Genomic DNA, 20,334 nt, shown 5'->3' on the forward strand with positions numbered 1-20,334 from the left:
GGACCTCGCTTCGTGCTGACCGGGTTAATAATCCAGGCCCCAGTCCAGGGTAATCTTTTTTGCTTTGAGGTCGACGTGCTTCACGAACTGGTCCACGAACGGAACGAGGCGCTCGGGCGCCTTGTCGGTGGTGTCAGGCGCGGCGACGGGCTCGATGCGCAGGATCGACTGCGGACCGTTGCTCATCATGTCGATCACCTTGCCGAGGGCTTCGCCCTCCAGGTTCACGGTATCCATGCCGATCAGGTCGGACCAGTAATACTCGTCTTCTTCAAGCGAGGGAAACTCTGAGCGCGACACGTACACGCCGGTGCCCTTGAGGGCCTCGGCAGCATCGCGGCCGGGCATCCCGACCAGGGTGGCGATCACGTCGCCACCATGCATCTTCACGGTCCGTACGGCGACGGAACGCAGGCTCGGCTTGTCGAGCCACCAGGTTTTCACGTTCAGCAGCGCATCCGCATCCGTCGAGAACGGCGTGACGCGGATGGCGCCTGCAATCCCGTAGGCACCGGACACATACCCGACCTGGGTCAGGTCGTCAGGGGCTTGCGCCCCGCCAGCAACTGCAGCTGAATCGGTCAAACCTGGAACCTTGCTTTAGGCAGCTGCTGCTGGGGTCTGCTGAGCGACCAGGCGAGCAACGGTTGGCGACAGTTGTGCGCCAACGCCTTGCCAGTAGGCCAGACGGTCAGCGGTGATGCGCAGGCCGACTTCGGCGCCCGACGCCATCGGGTTGTAGAAACCGATGCGCTCGATGAAACGGCCATCGCGACGGTTACGCGAATCGGTTGCAACGATGTTGAAGAACGGGCGCTTCTTGGCGCCTCCACGAGCTAAACGAATAACGACCATAATATTTCCAAAAAGTTGTGCTGGGCGGAGAAAGCCGACGATTATAGCGCGCAATGCCGCAGATCAGCAAGCAATATGGTAAAAGGCGGACAACAGGCGCGCGGTCCCGGCCGAATTGAGCATTATCGCTGATTTTCGGCGCGCCCGCTACCTGCCCTCCGGCCTGGATGCCGGGACTGCTACATACTGATACATAGCATTTACATAAAAGCTGATGCTTTTGCCACCTTTTTGAACGATACTCGGTGTTTCCGTGTACACATTCTTTGCATCCCTCCCCGCATTCACTCATATACGCATGGCACACAAGAACAAGACGCTCGCCACTGCCCTGGCACTGCTCCTGGGCACGCTCGGGGCGCACCGTTTTTACCTGCACGGCGCCGTCGACCGGCTCGGCCTGCTGCACGCAAGCAGCCTGCCGCTCTCGGCGCTCCTCTACAGCAAGGTGGACGGCATCCATACTTTCTACGCCCTGCTGCCGATGCTCATCTCGAGCATTGCCGCTTTCATCGGCGCCCTGGTCATCGGCCTGAGCCCGGACGATAAATGGGACGCCCGCTTCAATGCCGGTTCAGGCAAGCAGTCGCGCTCGAACTGGCCGCTGGCCGTCCTGCTCGTGCTGACCCTGCTGGTCGGCACGACGGTGCTGATCGCCACCATTTCGCGCCTGTTCGACCTGATGTATACGGGCGGGGCCTACGGCTGAACTCGCGCGCAGCACCCAGCCGGCCCGCTCGCGCCCCTCCCTACTCTCATAAGCCGCTGGGCCACCGATACTTCGGCAACACCGGCGGCGCCTTGCCGCTGATGATGACGATTTCGCGGTGCGCCGTCAGCTCCAGCTGCGCCGGATCGCCCGTGAAGGGCGTGAGTTTTTCGTCCTCGATCAGGTAGAAGCGGACCGGCCCCGCCAGCCCGGCCGTGCCGCCTGTCCCCAGCGGCTGGTTCCACAGCGCGAAGAACTGACCCAGCGTGAACTTTTTCGGCACGTCGGTTTCGATGTGCACCACGCCCGTCACGTCATGCGTATGCAACTCATACGCACAGCCGCTGCGCCCGACGTTTTCGGGCAAGCCCTGCCGCACCCCGTCCTTGTAGATCGTGACCAGCGAATGCAGGTGGTAGTTTTCGTTGATGAGGCAGGCGACACCACTGACGGGGACACGGCCGGCGGGCGCCACCCAGGCTGGCCAGGGGGACTGGCTGGTGATGGTTCCGGCGACGAGTTCGGTATAGGTGTCGGCAAGGACGACTTCCGGCGGCGGTGGGTTGGGCTGTGCCGGCGGGGGCGCGGGCTCCGGCGGAGGCGGCGCAGGCGGCGGCAGGGGCGGTGCGGGCTGCTGCGGGGGAGCAGGCGGCGCAGGCGGATCGGCGGCGATGACGTCCGGGCGCGAATCGCCGCCACCGCCGCAGGCTGCCAGCAACAACAGCGAGGACACGGCCAGGGCCGGAAAAAGGGTTTTGCGCACCAGCGTCGATAACATGTTGCCCCCCCTGTATTGATGGGTGAATGGAGCCAGCTTACGAACGCGGCTGTAGTGTTCCGTTTATCCGAGATCAAACTCAGCCGATAGAGGGCGCATAAAAAAAGCGGCCCGCAGGCCGCTGCTTGAAAGCGCCGGGCGTTCAATGACAGTCCTTGTCGACTTTGCGGCAGGCCTTGGCGAGGTCGACCTGCAGGCGCTCGACGGTGCACAACTCGCCGAAGATGTGGTCAAGGATCTTATTGACGAAGACCAGCTCGGCAGGCGAGATCCAGCCCTTGCAGTCGATGATGCGCTGCAGCTCGCGCAGGTGCGCCCCGCGGCCCAGGTCATCCAGCCGGTCGGCCATCTTCTTCACGGTCTTCTCCAGCTCGTGGATGTGGTGCGAGTGGTACCGGCACTTGTGGCGATCCTTGCCATGGTCATGGTCATGGTCGTGATCATGGTCATGGTCGTGGTCGTGGTCCTCGCGCTTCTTCTCCAACTGTTCCTTGGCAGCCATAGTGAATCTCCTCGTCGAGCCGGTGAGATTGGACGGGGCCGTGCGGCTCATGCGCGGCTTGAGTACAAGTTAGTTCACTCAACATGAGCTCGCTTTGAGCCAAACTAAATATGGCCTCTGATTATTCCTTGCAAACTTTTATCATAGTAAAACTTCGCTATCGAAATATTGTTCGATATTATCTTGTTAACGACAGAGAACAATGTGGTCTGCCAGATGGCAATAAAAAAGCGGCCCGCAGGCCGCTTCCAGTGAGCTCTCAAGAGTTCGCTCAGAACTGCTCCACCTCCAGCGCCAGCACGCCGGCGCTGCCTTCGACGATCGCACTGCGCAGGCCGCCAGCGCCTGACAGGATGTGGTCGGCAAAGAAGCGCGCGGTGGCGATCTTGGCGCGCAGGAAGGCGGCATCGCCCTCCCCTGCATCGAGCTTCTGCTGCGCGACCAGTGCCGCGCGCGCCATCTGCCAGCCGCCCAGCACGATGCCGGCCAGCTTCAGGTAAAGCACGGAACCGGCAAACACGCCCTTGACGTCGAGCTTGGCGTTCGCCACGACGAAGTCGACGACTTCTTCGAGTGCGGTACTGCCGAGGGCCAGCTGCTTGCGGATCGCCGCCAGGTCGGCGCCCTGCGCTTCGCCCAGCGCCGCCTCCGTCGCGCGCACTTGGGCAATGATCGACTTCGCAGTCGCGCCGCCGTCGCGCACCGTCTTGCGTCCGACCAGGTCGTTCGCCTGGATCGCGGTCGTGCCTTCATAAATCGTCAGGATCTTCGCATCGCGGTAGTGCTGCGCCGCGCCGGTCTCTTCGATGAAGCCCATGCCGCCGTGCACCTGCACGCCGTCGCGGGTCACGTTCTCGCTCATCTCGGTCGACCAGCCCTTGATGATCGGGACCAGGTATTCGTACACCGCGAGGCTGGCCTTGCGGGTCGCCTCATCCGCGTGATAGTGGGCGATGTCGGAAATGCCCGCGCCGACATAGGCCAGCGCGCGCGCCGCTTCGGTCTGGGAGCGCATCGACATCAGCATGCGGCGCACGTCCGGGTGGTTGATGATGGCCACCGGGCCGCTTGACCCCGCGAGGTCGCGCGACTGGATGCGCTCCTTGGCAAAGGCCGCGGCTTGTTGGTAGGCGCGTTCGGCCAGGCCAATGCCCTGCATGCCGACGCCGAAGCGGGCCGCGTTCATCATGATGAACATGTATTCCAGGCCGCGGTTTTCCTCGCCCACCAGGGTGCCGATGGCGCCGCCGTTGTCGCCGAACTGCAGCACGGCGGTCGGGCTGGCCTTGATGCCCAGCTTGTGCTCGATCGAGACGCAGTGCGCGTCGTTACGCGCGCCCGGCGTGCCGTCGGCATTGACCAGGAACTTCGGCACGATGAACAGCGAGATCCCCTTCACACCCGGTGGCGCGTCCGGCGTACGGGCCAGCACCAGGTGGATGATGTTCTCGGCCATGTCATGCTCACCGTAGGTGATGTAGATCTTGGTGCCGAAGATTTTATAGGTACCGTCGCCCTGCGGCACGGCGCGCGTGCGCACGGCGGCCAGGTCCGAACCGGCCTGCGGCTCGGTCAGGTTCATGGTGCCGGTCCACTTGCCGGTGATGAGCGGCTCCAGGTACAGGGCCTTTTGCTCGTCCGAACCTGCAGTCAGCAGCGCCTCGATGGCGCCATCGGTCAGCAGCGCGACCAGCGCGAACGAGATCGACGCGGCGTTGAGCATTTCGGTGCATGGCGTGCCGACCAGCTTCGGCAGGCCCTGGCCGCCGAATTCTTGCGGGTGCTGGATGCCCTGCCAGCCGGACTCCCCAAAGGCCTGGAACGCGACCTTGAATCCGGCCGAGGTGGTTACCTCGCCGTCGTGCCAGAAGCTCGGCTCCTTGTCGCTCGGGCCGTTCAGGGGCGCTACGACTTCGCCGCAGAACTTCGCGTTCTCTTCCAGCACGGCTTCGACGGTGTCGAGCGTCGCGTCTTCGCAGCCTGGCAGCTGGCTCACCTGCTGCAAGCCGGCCAGTTCGTTCATCACGAACAGCATGTCTTTGATCGGGGCTTGATAGCTCACCTTGGTCTCCTCAGAATTGGATGTAAAACAGGCCACGCAGCCTGGCAAGAATGCCGGACCAGCGTGGCCTGTGGGTGCGTGCCCTTACGGTTTAACCGAGGGTTTAACCGAGTTCTTGCACAAGCGCCGGAATCACCTCGAACAGGTCGCCGACCAGGCCGTAGTCCGCCACCGAGAAGATCGGCGCTTCCGGATCCTTGTTGATGGCGACGATGGTCTTCGAGTCCTTCATGCCGGCCAGGTGCTGGATCGCGCCCGAGATGCCGACGGCGATGTACAGGCTTGGCGCGACGATCTTGCCGGTCTGGCCGACCTGCCAGTCGTTCGGCACGTAGCCGGCGTCGACTGCGGCGCGCGAAGCGCCCATGGCCGCGCCCAGCTTGTCGGCCAGCGGCTCGAGCAGCTTGAAGTTGTCACCGGAACCCATGCCGCGGCCACCGGAGACGATGATCTTGGCGGCGGTCAGTTCCGGACGGTCCGACTTGGCCAGCTCGCGGCCCACAAAGGCCGACTTGCCGAAGTCCGGCGCGGCGGCGACCTGCTCGACGGCAGCCGAACCGCCGGTGGCAGGCGCTGCATCGAAGCCGGTGCCGCGCACGGTGATGACCTTGATGCTGTCGGTCGACTGCACGGTCGCGATCGCGTTACCGGCGTAGATCGGGCGCTCGAAGGTGTCCGGCGAATCGACGCGGGTGATTTCCGAGATCTGGGCGACGTCCAGCCTGGCGGCCACGCGCGGCAGGATGTTCTTGCCGAAGGCGGTGGCCGGGGCCAGGATGTGCGAGTACGAACCGGCGATGGCCAGGATCTGCTCGGCCACGTTTTCGGCCAGGCCGTCGGCAAAGTGCGGCGCGTCGGCGACCAGCACTTTCGAGACGCCCGCGATCTGCGCGGCGGCGTCAGCGGCGGCGCCGCAGTTCGAACCGGCGACCAGCACATGGACTTCGCTACCAGATCCTGCGCCGCACTGGGCGGCCGCGGTCACGGTGTGGTGGGTTGCGCCCTTCAGGGAGCCATTATCGTGTTCAGCAATTACGAGTGCGACCATGATGTATCCTATATTTTTAGATGACTTTGGCTTCAGTGCGCAGCTTCTGCACCAGCGTGGCGACGTCCGGCACCATGATGCCTGCCGTGCGCTTGGCCGGCTCGACGACCTTCAGGGTCTTCAGGCGCGGGGTCACGTCGACGCCCAGCTCTTCCGGCTTGATCGTTTCCAGCGGCTTCTTCTTCGCCTTCATGATGTTCGGCAGCGTGACGTAGCGCGGCTCGTTCAGGCGCAGGTCGGTGGTGACGATCGCAGGGAGCGTCAGGGCAACCGTCTCCAGGCCGCCGTCGACCTCGCGGGTCACGGTCACTTTGCCGTCTTCGAGCACCACTTTCGACGCAAACGTCGCCTGCGGCCAGCCCAGCAGGGCCGCCAGCATCTGGCCGGTCTGGTTCGAGTCATCGTCGATCGCCTGCTTGCCCAGGATGATCAGCTGCGGTTGTTCCTTGTCGGCCAGCGCCTTCATGATCTTGGCCACGGCCAGCGGCTCGGTGTCGCCAGCCGTCTCGACCAGGATGCCGCGGTCCGCGCCGATCGCCATGCCGGTGCGCAGGGTTTCCTGGCACTGCGGAACGCCGATCGACACCGCCACCACCTCGGTGACCTTGCCGGATTCCTTCAAACGGGTCGCTTCTTCGAGCGCGATTTCGTCGAACGGGTTCATCGACATCTTGACGTTGGCGATATCCACGCCGCTGCCGTCGGACTTGACGCGGACCTTGACGTTATAGTCGACCACGCGTTTGACGGGTACCAGGACTTTCATAGGTGTGCCTTTGCAAAATTGAAGAGGTAGACTGGCTGAGGGCCTAGATTATAAGAGATAAACAGCTTCAAGGCTGAATTAAAGCACGATCGTGCGATTTTCGGTTAGAGGGAATCTTCGAAACTGTTCGATGGGCAGGAAATCAAGGGAAACTGGCGGGGCCGAAGGCGCCCCGCCGGAAGAAGAATTTACTTGCGGCGCATCAGGAAGACAAACTCGCCGTTGTTCTGCGAGTGCGACAACAGGGCGTTGCCGGTCTGCTTGGCGAACGCCTGGAAATCGCGCACGGAGCCGGTGTCGGTTGCCGTAATGCGTAATACCTCGCCGGTGGCCATTTCGGCCAGTGCCTTCTTGGCTTTCAGGATCGGCAGCGGGCAGTTCAGGCCGCGCGCGTCCAGGTCCTTCTGGAATTGAATTGTATCGGGGTCGAGAATGGTGTCGCTCATCGCATGCCTGCTTAGGTGGTGATACTGAATTGGAGTCTACTCCAATTTCTGGATTATGACGCGCCGCACAAAAATAGTCACGAAATGTTGCACGGGCACAACTGGATGAGGCCGGTTACCTTGGTAGCCCCCTCGTACCCACGCAGTACGGACCGTCCTTTTGCCCCGCAACAGAGCCGTCATCCAACTCGTGAGGCGCACGCATCGCCGTCATGTGTCCGATAAGTACGTAGGGTGGACGGGTTCCCCGTCCACGCGTTCAGCCAGCCGGTGAAACGCCGAAGCGTCACATCAACCGTGCGTTGAACGCGTGGACGGCAGAGCCGTCCACCCTACAGTCACCGTTACGCGCGCTCGCCCACCCAGGCGGCGACACCCGCCAGCGCCGCCGGCAAGCCCGATGGATCGGTACCACCTGCCTGCGCCATGTCCGGACGCCCGCCGCCCTTGCCGCCCACCTGCTGGGCGACGAAGTTGACCAGCTCGCCTGCCTTGACCTTGCCGGTGGCATCCTTGGTCACGCCCGCGATCAGGCTGACCTTGCCGTCCACCACGCTGGCCAGCACGATGGCCGCGGTCTGCAGCTTGTCCTTCAGCTTGTCCATGGTTTCGCGCAGGCTGGTCACGTCGGCGCCGTCCATCGTTGCGGCCAGCACCTTGATGCCGTTCACATCCACCGCCTGGCTCACCAGTTCGTCGCCTTGGCCCGAGGCCAGCTTCGACTTCAGTGCCGCGACTTCCTTTTCCAGCAGCTTGACCTGGTCCTGCACCTGGGCGATGCGCGATGGCAGTTCCTCAGGAGCCGTCTTCAGGGCGGCGGCGGCGGCCAGCAGTTTCGCGTTGGTCGCTTGCACCCATGCCAGCGCGCCCTCGCCCGTCACCGCTTCGATACGGCGGATGCCGGCAGCGACGCCGCTTTCCGACACGATCTTGAACAGGCCGATGTCGCCGGTGCGCGTCACGTGCACGCCGCCGCACAGCTCTTTCGAGGAACCGATGTCGAGCACGCGCACTTCGTCGCCGTACTTCTCACCGAACAGCGCCATCGCGCCATGCTTGACGGCGTCGTCGAAGGACATGTTCTGCGCCTGCGTCGCGTGGTTTTCGAGGATCTCGCGATTGACGATCAGCTCGACCTGGGCGATCTGCTCGGCCGTGACTGGCGCGTTGTGGCTGAAGTCGAATCGGGTTTTATCCGGATCGACCAGCGAACCCTTTTGCTGGACGTGGCCGCCCAGCACTTCGCGCAGCGCCTTGTGCATCAGGTGCGTCGCCGAGTGGTTGCGGATGGTGCGGGCGCGCTTGGCCTGGTCGACCTGCGCATCGACGGTGTCGCCCACCTTCAGGGAACCCGCGCGCAGCACGCCGTGGTGGCCGAATACCTCGGCCTGGATCTTGAGCGTGTCTTCGACTTCGAATTCGCCCGAATTTGCACCACCTGCCGAGCGGATGCTGCCGTGGTCGCCGACCTGGCCGCCCGACTCGGCGTAGAACGGGGTCGTGTCGAGCACGACGATGCCTTCCTGGCCCGCTTTCAGTTCCTGCACCGAGACGCCTTCCGAGTACAGCGCCAGCACGTGGGTGTTGTGCACCAGGGATTCATAACCGACGAACTTGGTCTTTTCCCCGGCGTACTCCACCTTGGCGGCCATCTTGAACTTGCCGGCGGCGCGCGCGGTTTTCTTCTGCTGTTCCATCGCGGCGGTGAAGCCCGCTTCGTCGAGCGTCACGTTACGTTCACGGCAGATGTCGGCGGTCAGGTCGAGCGGGAAGCCGTAGGTGTCGTACAGGGTGAACGCGGTGGCGCCGTCGAGGTTCTTCGCATCCCGGGCCAGCTGCGCTTCCAGGATCTTCATGCCGTTTTCCAGCGTCTCGCCGAAACGCTCTTCCTCGGCCTTGAGTACCTGGGCGACACGGTCTTTCGCGTCCAGCAGTTCCGGGTAAGCGGTGCCCATCTCGCCGTTCAGGTCTTCCACCAGCTTGTAGAAGAATGGACGGGTCTGGCCCAGCTTGTGGCCGTGGCGCAGCGCGCGGCGGATGATGCGGCGCAGGACGTAGCCGTGGCCTTCGCTGCTCGGGATGATGCCGTCGACGATCATGAAGGAGGCGGCGCGGATGTGGTCCGCGATCACCTTCAGCGAGTTGTTGTTCAGGTCGGTGGCGCCGGTTTCGCGCGCGGCAGCCTTGATCAGTGCCTGGAACAGGTCGATCTCGTAGTTGCTGTGCACGTGCTGCAGCACCGCGGCCAGGCGCTCCATGCCCATGCCGGTGTCGATCGACGGCTTCGGCAGCGGGGTCAGGACGCCCGACTCGTCGCGGTTGAACTGCATGAACACGAGGTTCCAGATCTCGATGAAGCGGTCGCCGTCTTCGTCGGGCGAACCCGGAGGGCCGCCCCAGATATCGGCGCCGTGGTCGTAGAACACCTCGGTGCACGGGCCGCAGGGGCCGGTGTCGGCCATCTGCCAGAAATTGTCCGACGCGTAGCGCGCGCCCTTGTTGTCGCCGATGCGGATGATGCGCTCTTTCGGCACGCCGATTTCATTGGCCCAGATGTCGTAGGCTTCGTCGTCCTCGAAGTAGACGGTGACGGTCAGCTTCTCGGCCGGCAGCATGTAGACCTTGGTCAGCAGCTCCCAGCAGTAGTTGATCGCATCACGCTTGAAATAGTCGCCGAAGCTGAAGTTACCCAGCATCTCGAAGAAGGTGTGGTGGCGCGCGGTATAGCCGACGTTTTCCAGGTCGTTGTGCTTGCCGCCGGCGCGCACGCAGCGCTGCACGCTAGTCGCGCGCGAATACGGGCGCGAATCGAGGCCCAGGAACACGTCCTTGAACTGCACCATTCCGCTGTTGGTCAACAACATGGTCGGATCGTTGCCCGGTACGAGGGGGCTGGACCGTACGATCGTATGGTCCTTGGACTCAAAAAACTTGAGGAACTTTTCGCGGATTTCGGAAGATTTCATGTTGGCGGGTGCGGAATGAGCGCAGTACGGTAGCGCAGTTCGTAGATTGGGCAACGATTATATCAGTCACCTGTAACTTATTTACATGGTGTCGAGGTGCCGGCAATTTAGCTGAAATACGGCCCGATCAGGTCGATACGGTCGGTACAGAACGCCTCGACACCCCAGGACAGCAGTTCGCGCGCGCGGCGCGGGTCGTTGACGGTGTAGCAGAACAGGCCGAAGCCGGCCGCGCGCACGCTGGCCGCCAATTCTCGCGTCAGGTGCTTGTGGTTGGTGTGGATCGCGACCGCCTCGACCGAATGCGCGCGGCGCTCCCAGTCGGGCGGCAATTCGCTCATCAGGCAGGCGCGCGGCACCTGCGGCGCCACCTGGTGCGCCGCTTCGAGGGCGAGGTGGCTGAACGAGGACAAGAGCGGCACCGCGGCCATGTCCCCCGCCGCGATCTCGTCGGCGTACATGGCCGCTGCAATGCGCGCGACGGTGCCGCCGGTTTCGATGTCGAAGCCAGGCGCGGGTTTCAGTTCCATGTTCATCCAGATGCCGTGCGCCTTGCAAAATCCCGCGAACTCGACGAACAGCGGCACCGGTTCGCCCGCGTATTCACCGGCGAACCAGCCGCCCGCATCCATGCTGGCGAGTTCCGCAGCATCGTAATCGAACACATTGCCGGAACCAGGCACGGTGCGGCCGAGAAAAGGGTCGTGCATCACCACCGGCACGCCGTCGCGCGCCAGCATGATGTCGAATTCAATGGCGGCAAAGCCGCGCCGCATGCCCTCGCGCAGGCCGGCCAGCGTGTTTTCGGGCGCCAGCGTGCCACCACCACGGTGGGCCAGCACGCGCGGATAGCGCCAGGAGCCTGGTTGGGCGTTCATATCAACGTGGCGCCAGCTGCGAGGACAGGTAAAGGAAGCCGGCGACGTTCGCCACCACCGTGCACCAGAACAGCTGCTGGAACGGGCGCTTGGCCGTCTTATGGCGCAACCATTGCTGGGCCAGCAGGGCGCCGGGCCAGCCGCAGGCCAGGCCAAGCAGCAGCAAGGTGCGCTCCGGCGTGCGCCAGCCCTTATTGCGGGCGGCCGACTTGTCGATCGCATAGGCCACGAAACAGGTCAGGCTGATGATCAGATAGGCGCCCGCCACCAGCAGCGGCAGTTGCCAGGCAAAGCTGGCTGCGGCGTAGACCAGGGCGAAGGCGACAATCGGCAGGTAGATCATGGCGCCAGCTTAGCGCGACCGGCTGGCAATTGCTAGTCGGCACCGATGTGGCTGTTTACTTCCTTCTGCGTTCGATACCGTACCGAATCGGGCAATCGAACGCCCTACCCTCGTCGTTCACCTTGTCATCTTTGCAGGAGAACGTCATGGCTTTTGATTTAGGAAATCTGTTGCAGCAATACATGGGCGGCGCACAAGGCGCCAACCATACCCGTGCCGAAGCGGACTTCGACCGTGTCGCGCAGGAAGCGCCGCGCGAGCAGCTCGCGCAGGGCGTGACCCAGGCCTTGCGCTCGGACCAGACGCCGCCTTTCCCGCAGATGGTCGGGCAGATGTTTGGTCAAAGTAACCCGAACCAGCAAGCCGGGATGCTGAACCAGCTGATCGCCGCTGCAGGTCCTTCCCTGATCGGCATGCTTGCCGGGCGCGGCGGTGCAGGCGGACTCGGCGGTTTGGGCGGCGGGGGCGGGGGCGGGCTCGGTGGACTGGGCGGCATGGCCGGCGGCCTGGGCGGACTGGGCGGCATTCTCGGCGGCCTCCTGAACGGCGGCGGCAACAGCCAGCAGCCGCAGATCACGCCGGAGCAGGCTTCCCAGCTCTCGCCTGAGCAAGTGCAAGAGATCGCTGCAAAGGCGGAACAGGAAAACCCGGGCATCGTCGACCGCATGGGCGACTTCTATGCCGAGAATCCGAACCTCGTCAAGGGACTCGGCGGCGCGGCACTCGCCATCGCCCTCGCCCACATGGCCTCGAACATCCAGCGTCGTTAATTCGTTTCACTCACCCACCAACAACAAAGGAGCACTACATGGGCATTCTGAACAATATCTTCAACAAGATCTTCCCGAACTCGAACTCGGCCAAGGAAGCGCAGGCAAAAGCCCAAGCACAAGCACAAGCACAAGCGCAAGCCCAGGCACAAAGCGCGCCGCGTCCGACAACGACTGCAGCGCCGACCGCTCCGGCAGCGCCAACGGCGGCGCCCGCCCCGGCAGCGATGGACCAGGTCGACGTCGAAGCCATCCTCAACAGCAAGCTGCAAGCGTCGGGCCAGCAGCTTAACTGGCGCACCTCGATCGTCGACCTGCTGAAACTGCTCGACCTCGACAGCAGCCTGGCATCGCGCAAGGAACTGGCGGCCGAGCTCAACTACTCGGGCGACACCAGCGATTCGGCCACGATGAACATCTGGCTGCATCGCCAAGTCATGAACAAGCTGGCTGCCAACGGCGGTAAAGTGCCGGCCGACCTCAAGGACTGATCCAGGTCGTCCGTGCCTGAACCGGCCCCCAGCGGCGGGTTCAGGCTAATCCGCCAGGCTCGTGTTGGCGGCGGTGCCGCACGCGAAGCAAAAACGTCCAAAGGCATTCTTGCGGGTGCTGCAGCCGCCGCAGCGGTTGAACAGGCCGATGCCGCAATGCGGGCAAAAATCGGTGCTCGCGTCTTTCAGGTCGACGTGGCGCTCGCATCCCGGGCAGACACCCTTGCTCAGCCGTGTCAGGACCATGTCATAGCGCAGGGTCTGGCGACGCTGGACGTCCGGCAGCGCTTCGGCTTCCTTCTGGCGCGCGAGGTAGCGCTGCAGCGAAGCAATCGCATAGCGCCCCACCACCACCGTCACGACAATCCCCACCAGATAACGCACATAGCCGCCATAGCTGGGCAGGTAAGGCACGAGCTCGAAGAAGAACACGAACAGCGCGAAGATGATGAAGCCCCAGGCGAAGGGCCAGGAATTGCCCTTGCGCTTGTGCTTGAACAGCCAGCCGGCCGCCGCCAATAGCGGCAGGGTCAGCGCCAGCCGGTAGGCGAATATGCGCAGGGTCAATGCCTCGATGGCGGCGTCGCGCTTGCCCAGTGCGGGCAGCTCGAGGCCGGCCCGGCGCCGCGTTGCGCGCCCGGCCTGCTGGGTCGCATCAAGCAAGGCCTGGCGTTGCGCTTCCACTCTAGCTAAGGCGCGCCGTTCTTCCGCTTCGAGCGCCTCGATCGATTTGGTCCGGCTGATCAGTTCGTGGTCCTGGTCGGGCCGCGCCGTGACGCTGCGCGTCGCCAGCCAGTCATCGAAGGTGGCACGCGCGGACCGCGTGTTCGACTGCGCGACCCCGTGCTTCTCGACGGCCTGGTCATGGCGCTCGCGGGCCAGCGTCTGCAACTTCTCCGCCTCGCCCTCCTCCGCGTGAACGGCAGCGAGCTGTGCAGGTTCGATGAACTTTTCGACGGTGGGAGGCTCTTCCACGTCGGCCAGGTTCTCGACGAGTTTCCCGCCCAGGCCAATCAGGAAACTGGCAAACACCAGCGCCACCAGCCACAGCCCCCGGTGCAACCACTTCTCGGTCAGCCGCAATCCTTTGCTCATGATTTCCTCCCGTTAAGATCAACGGCGATCGTCAAGCAATGCCGCGGGACGGAGCTTGTCATGGCTCAAGGCGGGAAGCGAGCGTGGGATGGGGACGGAGCGTGGAGCGATACCGGGGGTAGCGCAAGGCGGTCCTGCGCAATGTGCAGCAGGACCCGAGAACTGCGCAACCGTCACGAAACGTGCACGTGACGGTTGCGCGAATAAAAATCAGAAGTAAGACAGCCCTAGTGCGCGGCGCACCTCGTCGACCGTGCCGGCCGCCACTTCGCGCGCCTTCATCGTGCCTTCCTTGAGCATCTGCATCACCTGCCCCTTGTCCTTGGCGAACTCCTCGCGCCGGGTGCGGATCGGTTCCAGCATCTCTTGCAGCACCAGGTCGAGGCGCTTCTTGACGATACTGTCGCCCAGGCCGCCGCGCGTGTAGTGCGCCTTCATCTCTTCCAGCGCCGCCTTGTCGGTATCGAAGGCATCCAGGTAGAGGAAGGCGACGTTGCCTTCCACGTGGCCCGGGTCCGACACCTTCAGGTGCAGCGGATCGGTATACACCTGCTTGACGGCGGCGCGGATCTGGTCGGCGCTGTCGCCCAGGTTGATCGTATTGCCGAGCGACTTGCTCATCTTGGCCTTGCCGTCGATGCCCGGCAGGCGGCCGATTTCCGGCACCAGGGCCTTGCACTCGACCAGGATGTCGCGCTTGGCGATGCGGTTGAAGCGGCGCACGATCTCGTTGCACTGCTCGATCATCGGGATCTGGTCTTCACCCACCGGCACCAGGGTTGCCTTGAAAGCGCTGATGTCGGAAGCCTGGCTGGCCGGATACGTCAGGAAGCCGGCCGGGATGTCGCGCTCGAAGCCGCGCAGCGCGATTTCCGTCTTGACGGTCGGGTTGCGCTCCAACCGGGCGACAGTAACGAGATTTAAATAATAGAATGTCAACTCCGCCAGCTCCGGCACCTGGGACTGGATGAAGATCGTCGAGCGCGTCGGATCGATGCCGACCGCGAGGTAATCGAGCGCCACTTCGACAACGTTCCGATGTACCTTTTCGGTGTCATCCATATTGTCGGTGAGCGCCTGGGCGTCGGCGAGCATGACGAACTGGCGGTACTCGTCCTGGTAGGCCACGCGGTTGCGCAGGCTGCCCACGAAGTGGCCGAGGTGCAGCGGGCCGGTCGGGCGGTCGCCGGTCAGGATGACGGGTGCGGGGGCGGGTGCAGATGCGGTGGTCGCGTTTTGGCTCATCGGGTTTCCTCGGGGTTTCTTTCATCTTGCCCCGATCCCGCCGCGCCAAACAAAACGCCGCCTGAATCGAGGCGGCGTTCATTGAGTCACATCTTCTCGTCAAGGCCGCGCGCTGTCAGCGGCGCCACCAGGTGCAGAACGAGGATTGTGGGTTGATAAATTTCATGGATGGCATGGTTGCAGGTTGATGGCCCGCTGTCAACCGGAAGTGCTAGTAGAAGTCCTTGGTACAAGGCGGACCGCGGGGAGCGGCACGCCACGCCAGAGGGCGACGCCCGGCGATCCAGGATGCCGGCGCAGTTGCCCGAGCGATATCCCAACGGTCATCCATCCGAACTTAATCTTTTCGGCGGCCGTCTAAAGCTTTTTGTTGCAAAAATTTTAATAAGTGGTGAAATTATGAATAACACGAGCCCGAACAGCCAACCCCGCCTACTCGAACTCTGGGGCGGCCTCGAATGCACCGTCAACCGCGTGCAGGACGAATACTTCAGCCAGCTCGACCGCAACGGCCATGCACTGCGCAACTGCGACATCGGCCGCTTTGCCTCGCTCGGCATCCGCGCCATCCGCTACCCCATCCTGTGGGAACGCACCGCCCCGGACGGCATCGACAAGGCTGACTGGACCTGGCCCGACGAGCGCCTCCCTGCCCTGCGCGATGCCGGCGTCACGCCGATCGCCGGCCTGATCCACCATGGCAGCGGCCCGCGCGACACCAGCCTGCTCGACCCGGCCTTTCCCGAGCGCCTGGCCGAATACGCCGGCGCCGTCGCCGCCCGTTATCCGTGGCTCGAGTACTACACCCCCGTCAACGAACCCTGCACCACTGCGCGCTTTGCCGGCCTGTACGGGGTCTGGTACCCGCACGCGCGCGACGACAAGAGCTTCATCCAGGCCTTGCTGATCCAGTCCCGCGCCACCGTGCTGTGCATGCGCGAAATCCGCAAGGTCAATCCGAATGCGAAGCTGGTCCAGACCGACGACCTCGGCAAGACCTACAGCACTCCGGAAATGGCCGTCGTCGCCGACTTCTACAACGAGCGTCGCTGGCTGGCCTGGGACCTGCTGTGCGGAATGGTCGGCCCCGAACACAAGCTGTGGAAGTACCTGGTGGGCACCGGCGTCGATATCGCCGACCTGCTCTGGTTCCGCGACAATACCTGCCCGCCGGACATCATCGGTGTCAATTATTATGTGACCAGCGAGCGCTGGCTCGACCATCGTCCGGAGCGCTACCCGCAGCACCACCGCGGCCTGGCCGACGGCATTCCCTGCGCCGACATCGAAGCCTCGCGCGTGCTCGCCACCCCGACGGCCGGCATCGGGCCGCTGCTGGCGGAAATCTGGGACCGCTACCGCCTGCCGCTGGCCATCACCGAAGCGCATATCGACGCCAACCGCGAAGACCAGCTGCGCTGGCTGCTCGAGATCTGGGAAGCGGCAAAGACGGCGCACGCCAACGGCATCGACGTGCGCGCGGTCACCGTCTGGTCGCTGCTCGGTTCCTTCGACTGGAACAGCCTGGTGACGCAGAACCGCGGCTATTACGAACCGGGCCCGTTCGACGTGCGCTCGCCAATGCCGCGCCCGACCGCGCTGGCGAAGATGATGAGAGAGCTGGCCGGCGGCCAGCCGCTGTCGCACCCGGTGCTGCGGGGCCAGGGCTGGTGGCGCCGCCCGGGCCGCTTCCTGTGCACCCCGGTCGCGACGCCCGCTGCCCTGACCTCGATCTCGGCCGATGGCCACCGCCTGGTTGGCACGACGGCCGCGCCGATCCTGATCACGGGCGCCACTGGCACCCTGGGCCGCGCCTTTGCGCGCGTCTGCCAGAAGCGCAACCTCCACTACAAGCTGCTGTCGCGCCGCGACATGGACATCGCCGACCCGGCCTCGGTCGAGCGTACCCTTGCCCAGTACAAGCCCTGGGCGCTGATCAACACCAGCGGCTACGTGCGCGTGGACGATGCGGAAGCCGACATCGAGCGCTGCATGCGCGACAACGCGCACGGCACAGCCATCCTGGCCGAAACCTGCGCCCGCCATGGCGTGCACCTGACCACCTTCTCGAGCGACCTCGTGTTCGACGGCAGCAAGGGAAGCCCGTATGTCGAGAGCGATCCGGTCACGCCGCTCAACGTCTACGGCCGCAGCAAGGCCGAGTCGGAAACGGCGGTGCTCGCCCACCACCCGGGCGCACTGGTCGTGCGCACCAGCGCCTTCTTCGGCCCGTGGGACAGGCACAACTTCGTCAAGCTGGCGCTCGACGCCCTCGAGCGCGGCGAACGCTTCGTGGCCTCCACCGACATGACCGTCTCGCCGACCTACGTGCCCGACCTCGTGCACGCCTGCCTCGACCTGGCGGTGGACCGCGAAAGCGGCGTCTGGCACCTGAACAATGGCGGCGAGGTCACCTGGTTCGAGCTGGCACGCATGGCGGCCGACAAAGCCGGCATCGATGCGGGCGGCCTGGTCGGGCAGCTCTCCAGCGAGATGGGCATGGCGGCGGCGCGCCCAAGCTACAGCGTGCTGCACAGCGAACGCGCGATTCTGCTGCCGAGGCTCGAGAACGCGCTGGAGCGTTTCATTGAACTGCGCAACGTGATCGATCCGGAGTACGAAGAACTGGTACGCACCGCCGAATCGCGCCAGCAGGTGGCCAGCGGCCATCGCCAGCAGGAGGAAACGGCGCCGGAGGCGCTGGCCGGGCATTTCTGACCGGCGTCGCAGGGTGGACGGCTCGTAATTCAGGCCCCTGGCCTGAATTACTCTACGCGTTCACGCGCAAGCCGCACCCCGGCGGCTTCGCAATCCTGTCCCCAACGCTCAGCCCCAGACCGGCAACAATGCCGCCACGTACAGGCCCAGTGCCAGCAGGATGCCGCGAAACGGCGTACTGAACCAGTAACGCTGCGCCAGCACCGCATAGCCGCACAACAGCAGCAATCCCAGCACCAGCAGGAACCGCGATCCGAACAGGAAGGCCTCGTGCAGCAGCGCCAGGTAACCATACACGGCGCCGAACAGGATGGCGCCGAAACTGTGGCTGGCGTTGAAGCCGACCCACGCCTTCCACATCGTCGTCTCGCGGCTGATGACCGGTGCAGCCTCCTCCATGCGCGCCCTCAGCGCCCGGTCGCGCGGCATGAAGGCCGGGCCGCGGAAGGTGAACAGCAGATGGGCCAGTCCCAGCACCAGGATCATCCCGGCGCCAGCGCCCATCAGGATCGCAGGCAAGGTCGGCAATGCAGCTTCCTTTCAATCGAGGCGCGGTTCACGGACGCGCAGCGGCAGCCTGCGCCGGATAGGTATTCTTGTACGCCTGCGGCACCTCGTACGGGTACAACTTGCCCATCAGCGCCGCCAGCACCAGGCCCGAGAATACCACGCCCGCGGACAGCGGCAAGCCCGCGGCCAGCGCGCGCATCCGCGGCGCCGGTCCCGCACGGCGTGCCAGCGCACAGCCGAGATGGGCGAACACGGCCACCACCGCCAGGAAATAATACGGAACGAAGAACAGTTGATACGGCCAGACCTGCAGCCCGGCGGCGGCGAAGTGGACATTGGTGTCCAGATCGAGCACCGTGCGCCCGGCCAGCACCGCCGCCACATGGATCAGCAGGAACAGCGCGAGATACATACCGGACACCGCCTGCAGCCAGGCGAGCCATCCCGAACGCCGCTTCCAGCCGGACCGGACCAGCCACAGGCCGCTGCCGGCCTGTCCGGCCGCGCACAGCAGCAGCACGGCCTCCGCAAGCGGCTGCCGGTACACCAGGCGCGCCACGTCCATGAAGCGCAGGTGCGCCGCAATGCCGCCAAGGGCGGCCAGGTGGTTGACCACATGCGCCAGTACGAACAAAGCCACGACCGCCGCGCAGGTCCGGTGCAGCTTGCGCACGGTCCTCATGCAGCGCGGCGCACCAGCAACAGGTGCAGCGCTCCGCGCGGGCGCAGCGAGATGTTGAAGACAGGTTCCGGCGGCGCCATCCCTTCCGGCGCGCTGACCGAAAAACGCTGCAGGAACATCGCCGCGATGGTCGTCATCTCGGCCAGCGCCAGGTGCTGGCCGACGCACACGCGCGGACCGGTACCGAAAGGGATGAAGGCGCCGCGCTCGATGTCGGGCGCATCGGCGGCAAAGCGCTCCGGGCGAAACGCCTGCGGATCCGGAAACCAGCACGCGTCGCGGTGTATCACGCCGGGCGGTACCATGAACATGGTCCGCGCCGGGAATTGCCAGCCGCCGAGCACGACCGGACGGTGCGAACGACGCGACAGGAGCACCGGCGCGGCAGGGTACAGACGCAGGGTTTCCTGCAGCGTGCAGGCCAGGCTAGAGAGCGCCGGCAGGTCGTGTGCTTGCGGGGCCCGGCCCTGCAGGACGGCATCGACTTCGCGGCGCACGGCGTCCTGCGCAGCGGGATGGGCGGCCATGCACCAGGCCCACCAGGTCAGGGTGGCTGCCGCCGTTTCATGGCCGGCCAGGAAGGCCGTCATGCACTCGTCGCGCACGGCCTGCAACGGCCAGGCTGCGGGGTTAATAAGGTGCAGGGTCAACAGCCGGGTCAGCAGGTCCTGAGGCCAGGCGCCCTGCTCGATTGCCAGGCGCGCCTGCAGATGGCGTTCGATCAGCGCGCGCAGCACCGCCATGGCCTTGCGCTTGGTGCGCTTCCAGGGCATCGCATCGGGCCAGCTCGCCGGCCAGAACATCTCCCTGTTGCCGGCGACCGAGACCGTGTGCACGGCGCCTTCCGCCTCGCGCGCATTGGCGTCGACTTCGCTCGAAAACATCATGCGCAGGATGACGTCCATCCCGAGCGAGGTGAAGGCGCTCTCGATCGGCCAGGGCGCCGCATCCGGCCGCCATTGCGTAAAAGCCCTGTCCGCCGCGGCGCTGATCGCCGGCACGAAGGCATGCACCGTTTTTGGCGCGAAGCCAGGCTGCAGGGCCTGGCGCTTCGATCGCCAGGCTTCCCCTTCGGCCGTCAGCACGCTGTGGCCGTGCAGCTGCGCCAGCACCTGGACGCCGCGCTCCCAGCGTCTAATGGCGTCATGCTGCGTGACCAGCAGCTCGCGCACCAGGCGCGGTTCGGTGACCACGACCTGGTGCTCGGGCCAGATCCGCAAGTGCACGATGCCGCCGTAGCGCTGGCGCCATTCCTCGAGCGTGCCGAGCAGGTCGCGCGACATGCGGCGCAGGAGACCCCACCCGCTCAGGCCGGACGACGGGCCGGGGGGCCAGCTGCCGGGCGGCTGCAGAGGGAGCGGCGCGACCGGGTCGGGGGCGCCGGCGTGGGGGCAAGTAGCTGTCGTGGTCGGGTTCATGCTGCCCAGTCTGCGCCGCTCCGTGATGCGGGTATTGTACGAAAACGACATG

General features: G+C 64.7%; 20 protein-coding genes. 4 read left to right on the forward strand and 16 right to left on the reverse strand.

All coding sequences use genetic code 11. From position 1 onward, the window contains the following. Positions 1–24: 24 nt before the first annotated feature. Together rimM and rpsP are read right to left on the reverse strand one after the other, a co-directional pair. Complete coding sequence (gene rimM / locus ACFPN5_RS22130) at positions 25–585, reverse strand: ribosome maturation factor RimM (RefSeq protein ID WP_379785995.1); 561 nt, start codon at positions 583–585, stop codon at positions 25–27. A gap of 15 nt (positions 586–600) precedes the next feature. Further along, a complete protein-coding gene (rpsP, locus tag ACFPN5_RS22135; protein ID WP_379785996.1) occupies positions 601–855 on the reverse strand; it encodes a 30S ribosomal protein S16 in 255 nt (84 codons plus the stop codon). A 298-nt stretch (positions 856–1,153) separates the two neighbouring features. On the opposite strand from rpsP, the gene ACFPN5_RS22140 reads away from it, so the two are divergent. Beyond that, positions 1,154–1,564 carry an NINE protein gene (locus ACFPN5_RS22140; protein WP_379785997.1) on the forward strand — a complete coding sequence of 137 codons (411 nt, stop codon included), beginning with the start codon at positions 1,154–1,156 and terminating at the stop codon, positions 1,562–1,564. A 46-nt stretch (positions 1,565–1,610) separates the two neighbouring features. Here the strand turns inward: ACFPN5_RS22140 and ACFPN5_RS22145 are convergent, their stop codons facing one another. The 9 genes from ACFPN5_RS22145 to ACFPN5_RS22185 all read right to left on the reverse strand — a co-directional run bounded on the left by ACFPN5_RS22145 (position 1,611) and on the right by ACFPN5_RS22185 (position 11,353). Further along, positions 1,611–2,342 (reverse strand): hypothetical protein, encoded by a 732-nt coding sequence (locus ACFPN5_RS22145; RefSeq protein ID WP_379785998.1) that lies wholly within the window; start codon positions 2,340–2,342, stop codon positions 1,611–1,613. 142 nt (positions 2,343–2,484) lie between these two features. Continuing rightward, complete coding sequence (locus ACFPN5_RS22150) at positions 2,485–2,844, reverse strand: hypothetical protein (RefSeq protein WP_379785999.1); 360 nt, start codon at positions 2,842–2,844, stop codon at positions 2,485–2,487. A gap of 271 nt (positions 2,845–3,115) precedes the next feature. After that, positions 3,116–4,906 carry an acyl-CoA dehydrogenase gene (locus ACFPN5_RS22155; protein WP_379786000.1) on the reverse strand — a complete coding sequence of 597 codons (1,791 nt, stop codon included), beginning with the start codon at positions 4,904–4,906 and terminating at the stop codon, positions 3,116–3,118. A 103-nt stretch (positions 4,907–5,009) separates the two neighbouring features. Further along, positions 5,010–5,954, reverse strand: a complete 945-nt coding sequence (locus ACFPN5_RS22160) for an electron transfer flavoprotein subunit alpha/FixB family protein (protein ID WP_379786001.1) — start codon at positions 5,952–5,954, stop codon at positions 5,010–5,012. A gap of 16 nt (positions 5,955–5,970) precedes the next feature. Further along, positions 5,971–6,720: an electron transfer flavoprotein subunit beta/FixA family protein gene (locus ACFPN5_RS22165; RefSeq protein WP_379786002.1), complete on the reverse strand. Its 750-nt coding sequence runs from the start codon at positions 6,718–6,720 to the stop codon at positions 5,971–5,973. 188 nt (positions 6,721–6,908) lie between these two features. Further along, positions 6,909–7,166, reverse strand: a complete 258-nt coding sequence (locus ACFPN5_RS22170) for a sulfurtransferase TusA family protein (RefSeq protein ID WP_379786003.1) — start codon at positions 7,164–7,166, stop codon at positions 6,909–6,911. A 344-nt stretch (positions 7,167–7,510) separates the two neighbouring features. Then, positions 7,511–10,132 (reverse strand): alanine--tRNA ligase, encoded by a 2,622-nt coding sequence (gene alaS / locus ACFPN5_RS22175; RefSeq protein ID WP_379786004.1) that lies wholly within the window; start codon positions 10,130–10,132, stop codon positions 7,511–7,513. Positions 10,133–10,239: 107 nt separating this feature from the next. Then, positions 10,240–11,010 (reverse strand): glycerophosphodiester phosphodiesterase, encoded by a 771-nt coding sequence (ugpQ, locus tag ACFPN5_RS22180; protein WP_379786005.1) that lies wholly within the window; start codon positions 11,008–11,010, stop codon positions 10,240–10,242. Position 11,011: 1 nt separating this feature from the next. Continuing rightward, the gene (locus ACFPN5_RS22185) at positions 11,012–11,353 is read right to left on the reverse strand and encodes a DUF1294 domain-containing protein (RefSeq protein WP_379786006.1); all 342 of its coding nucleotides are present in this window, start codon (positions 11,351–11,353) and stop codon (positions 11,012–11,014) included. Positions 11,354–11,499: 146 nt separating this feature from the next. On the opposite strand from ACFPN5_RS22185, the gene ACFPN5_RS22190 reads away from it, so the two are divergent. After that, positions 11,500–12,123, forward strand: coding sequence for a hypothetical protein (locus ACFPN5_RS22190; RefSeq protein ID WP_379786007.1), 624 nt, complete (start codon positions 11,500–11,502; stop codon positions 12,121–12,123). Between the two features lie 38 nt (positions 12,124–12,161). After that, positions 12,162–12,614, forward strand: a complete 453-nt coding sequence (locus ACFPN5_RS22195; protein WP_379786008.1) for a DUF3597 domain-containing protein — start codon at positions 12,162–12,164, stop codon at positions 12,612–12,614. Between the two features lie 45 nt (positions 12,615–12,659). Here the strand turns inward: ACFPN5_RS22195 and ACFPN5_RS22200 are convergent, their stop codons facing one another. Beyond that, positions 12,660–13,709, reverse strand: a complete 1,050-nt coding sequence (locus ACFPN5_RS22200) for a serine endopeptidase (RefSeq protein ID WP_379786009.1) — start codon at positions 13,707–13,709, stop codon at positions 12,660–12,662. Between the two features lie 210 nt (positions 13,710–13,919). Beyond that, on the reverse strand, positions 13,920–14,954 hold the full coding sequence (gene trpS, locus ACFPN5_RS22205) for a tryptophan--tRNA ligase (protein WP_379786010.1): 1,035 nt from the start codon (positions 14,952–14,954) through the stop codon (positions 13,920–13,922). Between the two features lie 399 nt (positions 14,955–15,353). Here trpS and ACFPN5_RS22210 point away from each other — a divergent pair, with 399 nt between their 5' ends. Then, a complete protein-coding gene (locus ACFPN5_RS22210) occupies positions 15,354–17,672 on the forward strand; it encodes a family 1 glycosylhydrolase (RefSeq protein WP_379786011.1) in 2,319 nt (772 codons plus the stop codon). Between the two features lie 108 nt (positions 17,673–17,780). Here ACFPN5_RS22210 and ACFPN5_RS22215 read toward each other — a convergent pair whose 3' ends face one another. The 3 genes from ACFPN5_RS22215 to ACFPN5_RS22225 are packed head-to-tail and all read right to left on the reverse strand — an operon-like array spanning position 17,781 to position 20,147. Next, the gene (locus ACFPN5_RS22215) at positions 17,781–18,200 is read right to left on the reverse strand and encodes an LIC_13387 family protein (protein WP_379786012.1); all 420 of its coding nucleotides are present in this window, start codon (positions 18,198–18,200) and stop codon (positions 17,781–17,783) included. 28 nt (positions 18,201–18,228) lie between these two features. Further along, positions 18,229–18,864, reverse strand: coding sequence for a hypothetical protein (locus ACFPN5_RS22220; RefSeq protein WP_379786013.1), 636 nt, complete (start codon positions 18,862–18,864; stop codon positions 18,229–18,231). After that, on the reverse strand, positions 18,861–20,147 hold the full coding sequence (locus ACFPN5_RS22225; RefSeq protein WP_379786103.1) for a cytochrome P450: 1,287 nt from the start codon (positions 20,145–20,147) through the stop codon (positions 18,861–18,863). The genes ACFPN5_RS22220 and ACFPN5_RS22225 overlap by 4 nt, the downstream gene beginning before the upstream one ends. Between the last annotated feature and the right edge of the window lie 187 nt (positions 20,148–20,334).

It is taken from the genome of Massilia niabensis (genome assembly GCF_042655085.1).
Lineage (GTDB): Bacteria > Pseudomonadota > Gammaproteobacteria > Burkholderiales > Burkholderiaceae_D > Telluria > Telluria niabensis.

What these genes read in the sequence shown, in the direction of transcription:
- ACFPN5_RS22200 (WP_379786009.1), bottom strand. Translation starts at nt 13,709, where the DNA reads ATGAGCAAAGGATTGCGGCTGACCGAGAAGTGGTTGCACCGGGGGCTG.
- ACFPN5_RS22165 (WP_379786002.1), bottom strand. Translation starts at nt 6,720, where the DNA reads ATGAAAGTCCTGGTACCCGTCAAACGCGTGGTCGACTATAACGTCAAG.
- ACFPN5_RS22195 (WP_379786008.1), top strand. Translation starts at nt 12,162, where the DNA reads ATGGGCATTCTGAACAATATCTTCAACAAGATCTTCCCGAACTCGAAC.
- ACFPN5_RS22190 (WP_379786007.1), top strand. Translation starts at nt 11,500, where the DNA reads ATGGCTTTTGATTTAGGAAATCTGTTGCAGCAATACATGGGCGGCGCA.
- ugpQ (WP_379786005.1), bottom strand. Translation starts at nt 11,010, where the DNA reads ATGAACGCCCAACCAGGCTCCTGGCGCTATCCGCGCGTGCTGGCCCAC.
- ACFPN5_RS22220 (WP_379786013.1), bottom strand. Translation starts at nt 18,864, where the DNA reads ATGAGGACCGTGCGCAAGCTGCACCGGACCTGCGCGGCGGTCGTGGCT.
- rpsP (WP_379785996.1), bottom strand. Translation starts at nt 855, where the DNA reads ATGGTCGTTATTCGTTTAGCTCGTGGAGGCGCCAAGAAGCGCCCGTTC.
- ACFPN5_RS22140 (WP_379785997.1), top strand. Translation starts at nt 1,154, where the DNA reads ATGGCACACAAGAACAAGACGCTCGCCACTGCCCTGGCACTGCTCCTG.
- alaS (WP_379786004.1), bottom strand. Translation starts at nt 10,132, where the DNA reads ATGAAATCTTCCGAAATCCGCGAAAAGTTCCTCAAGTTTTTTGAGTCC.
- ACFPN5_RS22145 (WP_379785998.1), bottom strand. Translation starts at nt 2,342, where the DNA reads ATGTTATCGACGCTGGTGCGCAAAACCCTTTTTCCGGCCCTGGCCGTG.
- ACFPN5_RS22170 (WP_379786003.1), bottom strand. Translation starts at nt 7,166, where the DNA reads ATGAGCGACACCATTCTCGACCCCGATACAATTCAATTCCAGAAGGAC.
- ACFPN5_RS22225 (WP_379786103.1), bottom strand. Translation starts at nt 20,147, where the DNA reads ATGTCGCGCGACCTGCTCGGCACGCTCGAGGAATGGCGCCAGCGCTAC.
- ACFPN5_RS22150 (WP_379785999.1), bottom strand. Translation starts at nt 2,844, where the DNA reads ATGGCTGCCAAGGAACAGTTGGAGAAGAAGCGCGAGGACCACGACCAC.
- trpS (WP_379786010.1), bottom strand. Translation starts at nt 14,954, where the DNA reads ATGAGCCAAAACGCGACCACCGCATCTGCACCCGCCCCCGCACCCGTC.
- ACFPN5_RS22210 (WP_379786011.1), top strand. Translation starts at nt 15,354, where the DNA reads ATGAATAACACGAGCCCGAACAGCCAACCCCGCCTACTCGAACTCTGG.
- ACFPN5_RS22160 (WP_379786001.1), bottom strand. Translation starts at nt 5,954, where the DNA reads ATGGTCGCACTCGTAATTGCTGAACACGATAATGGCTCCCTGAAGGGC.
- ACFPN5_RS22185 (WP_379786006.1), bottom strand. Translation starts at nt 11,353, where the DNA reads ATGATCTACCTGCCGATTGTCGCCTTCGCCCTGGTCTACGCCGCAGCC.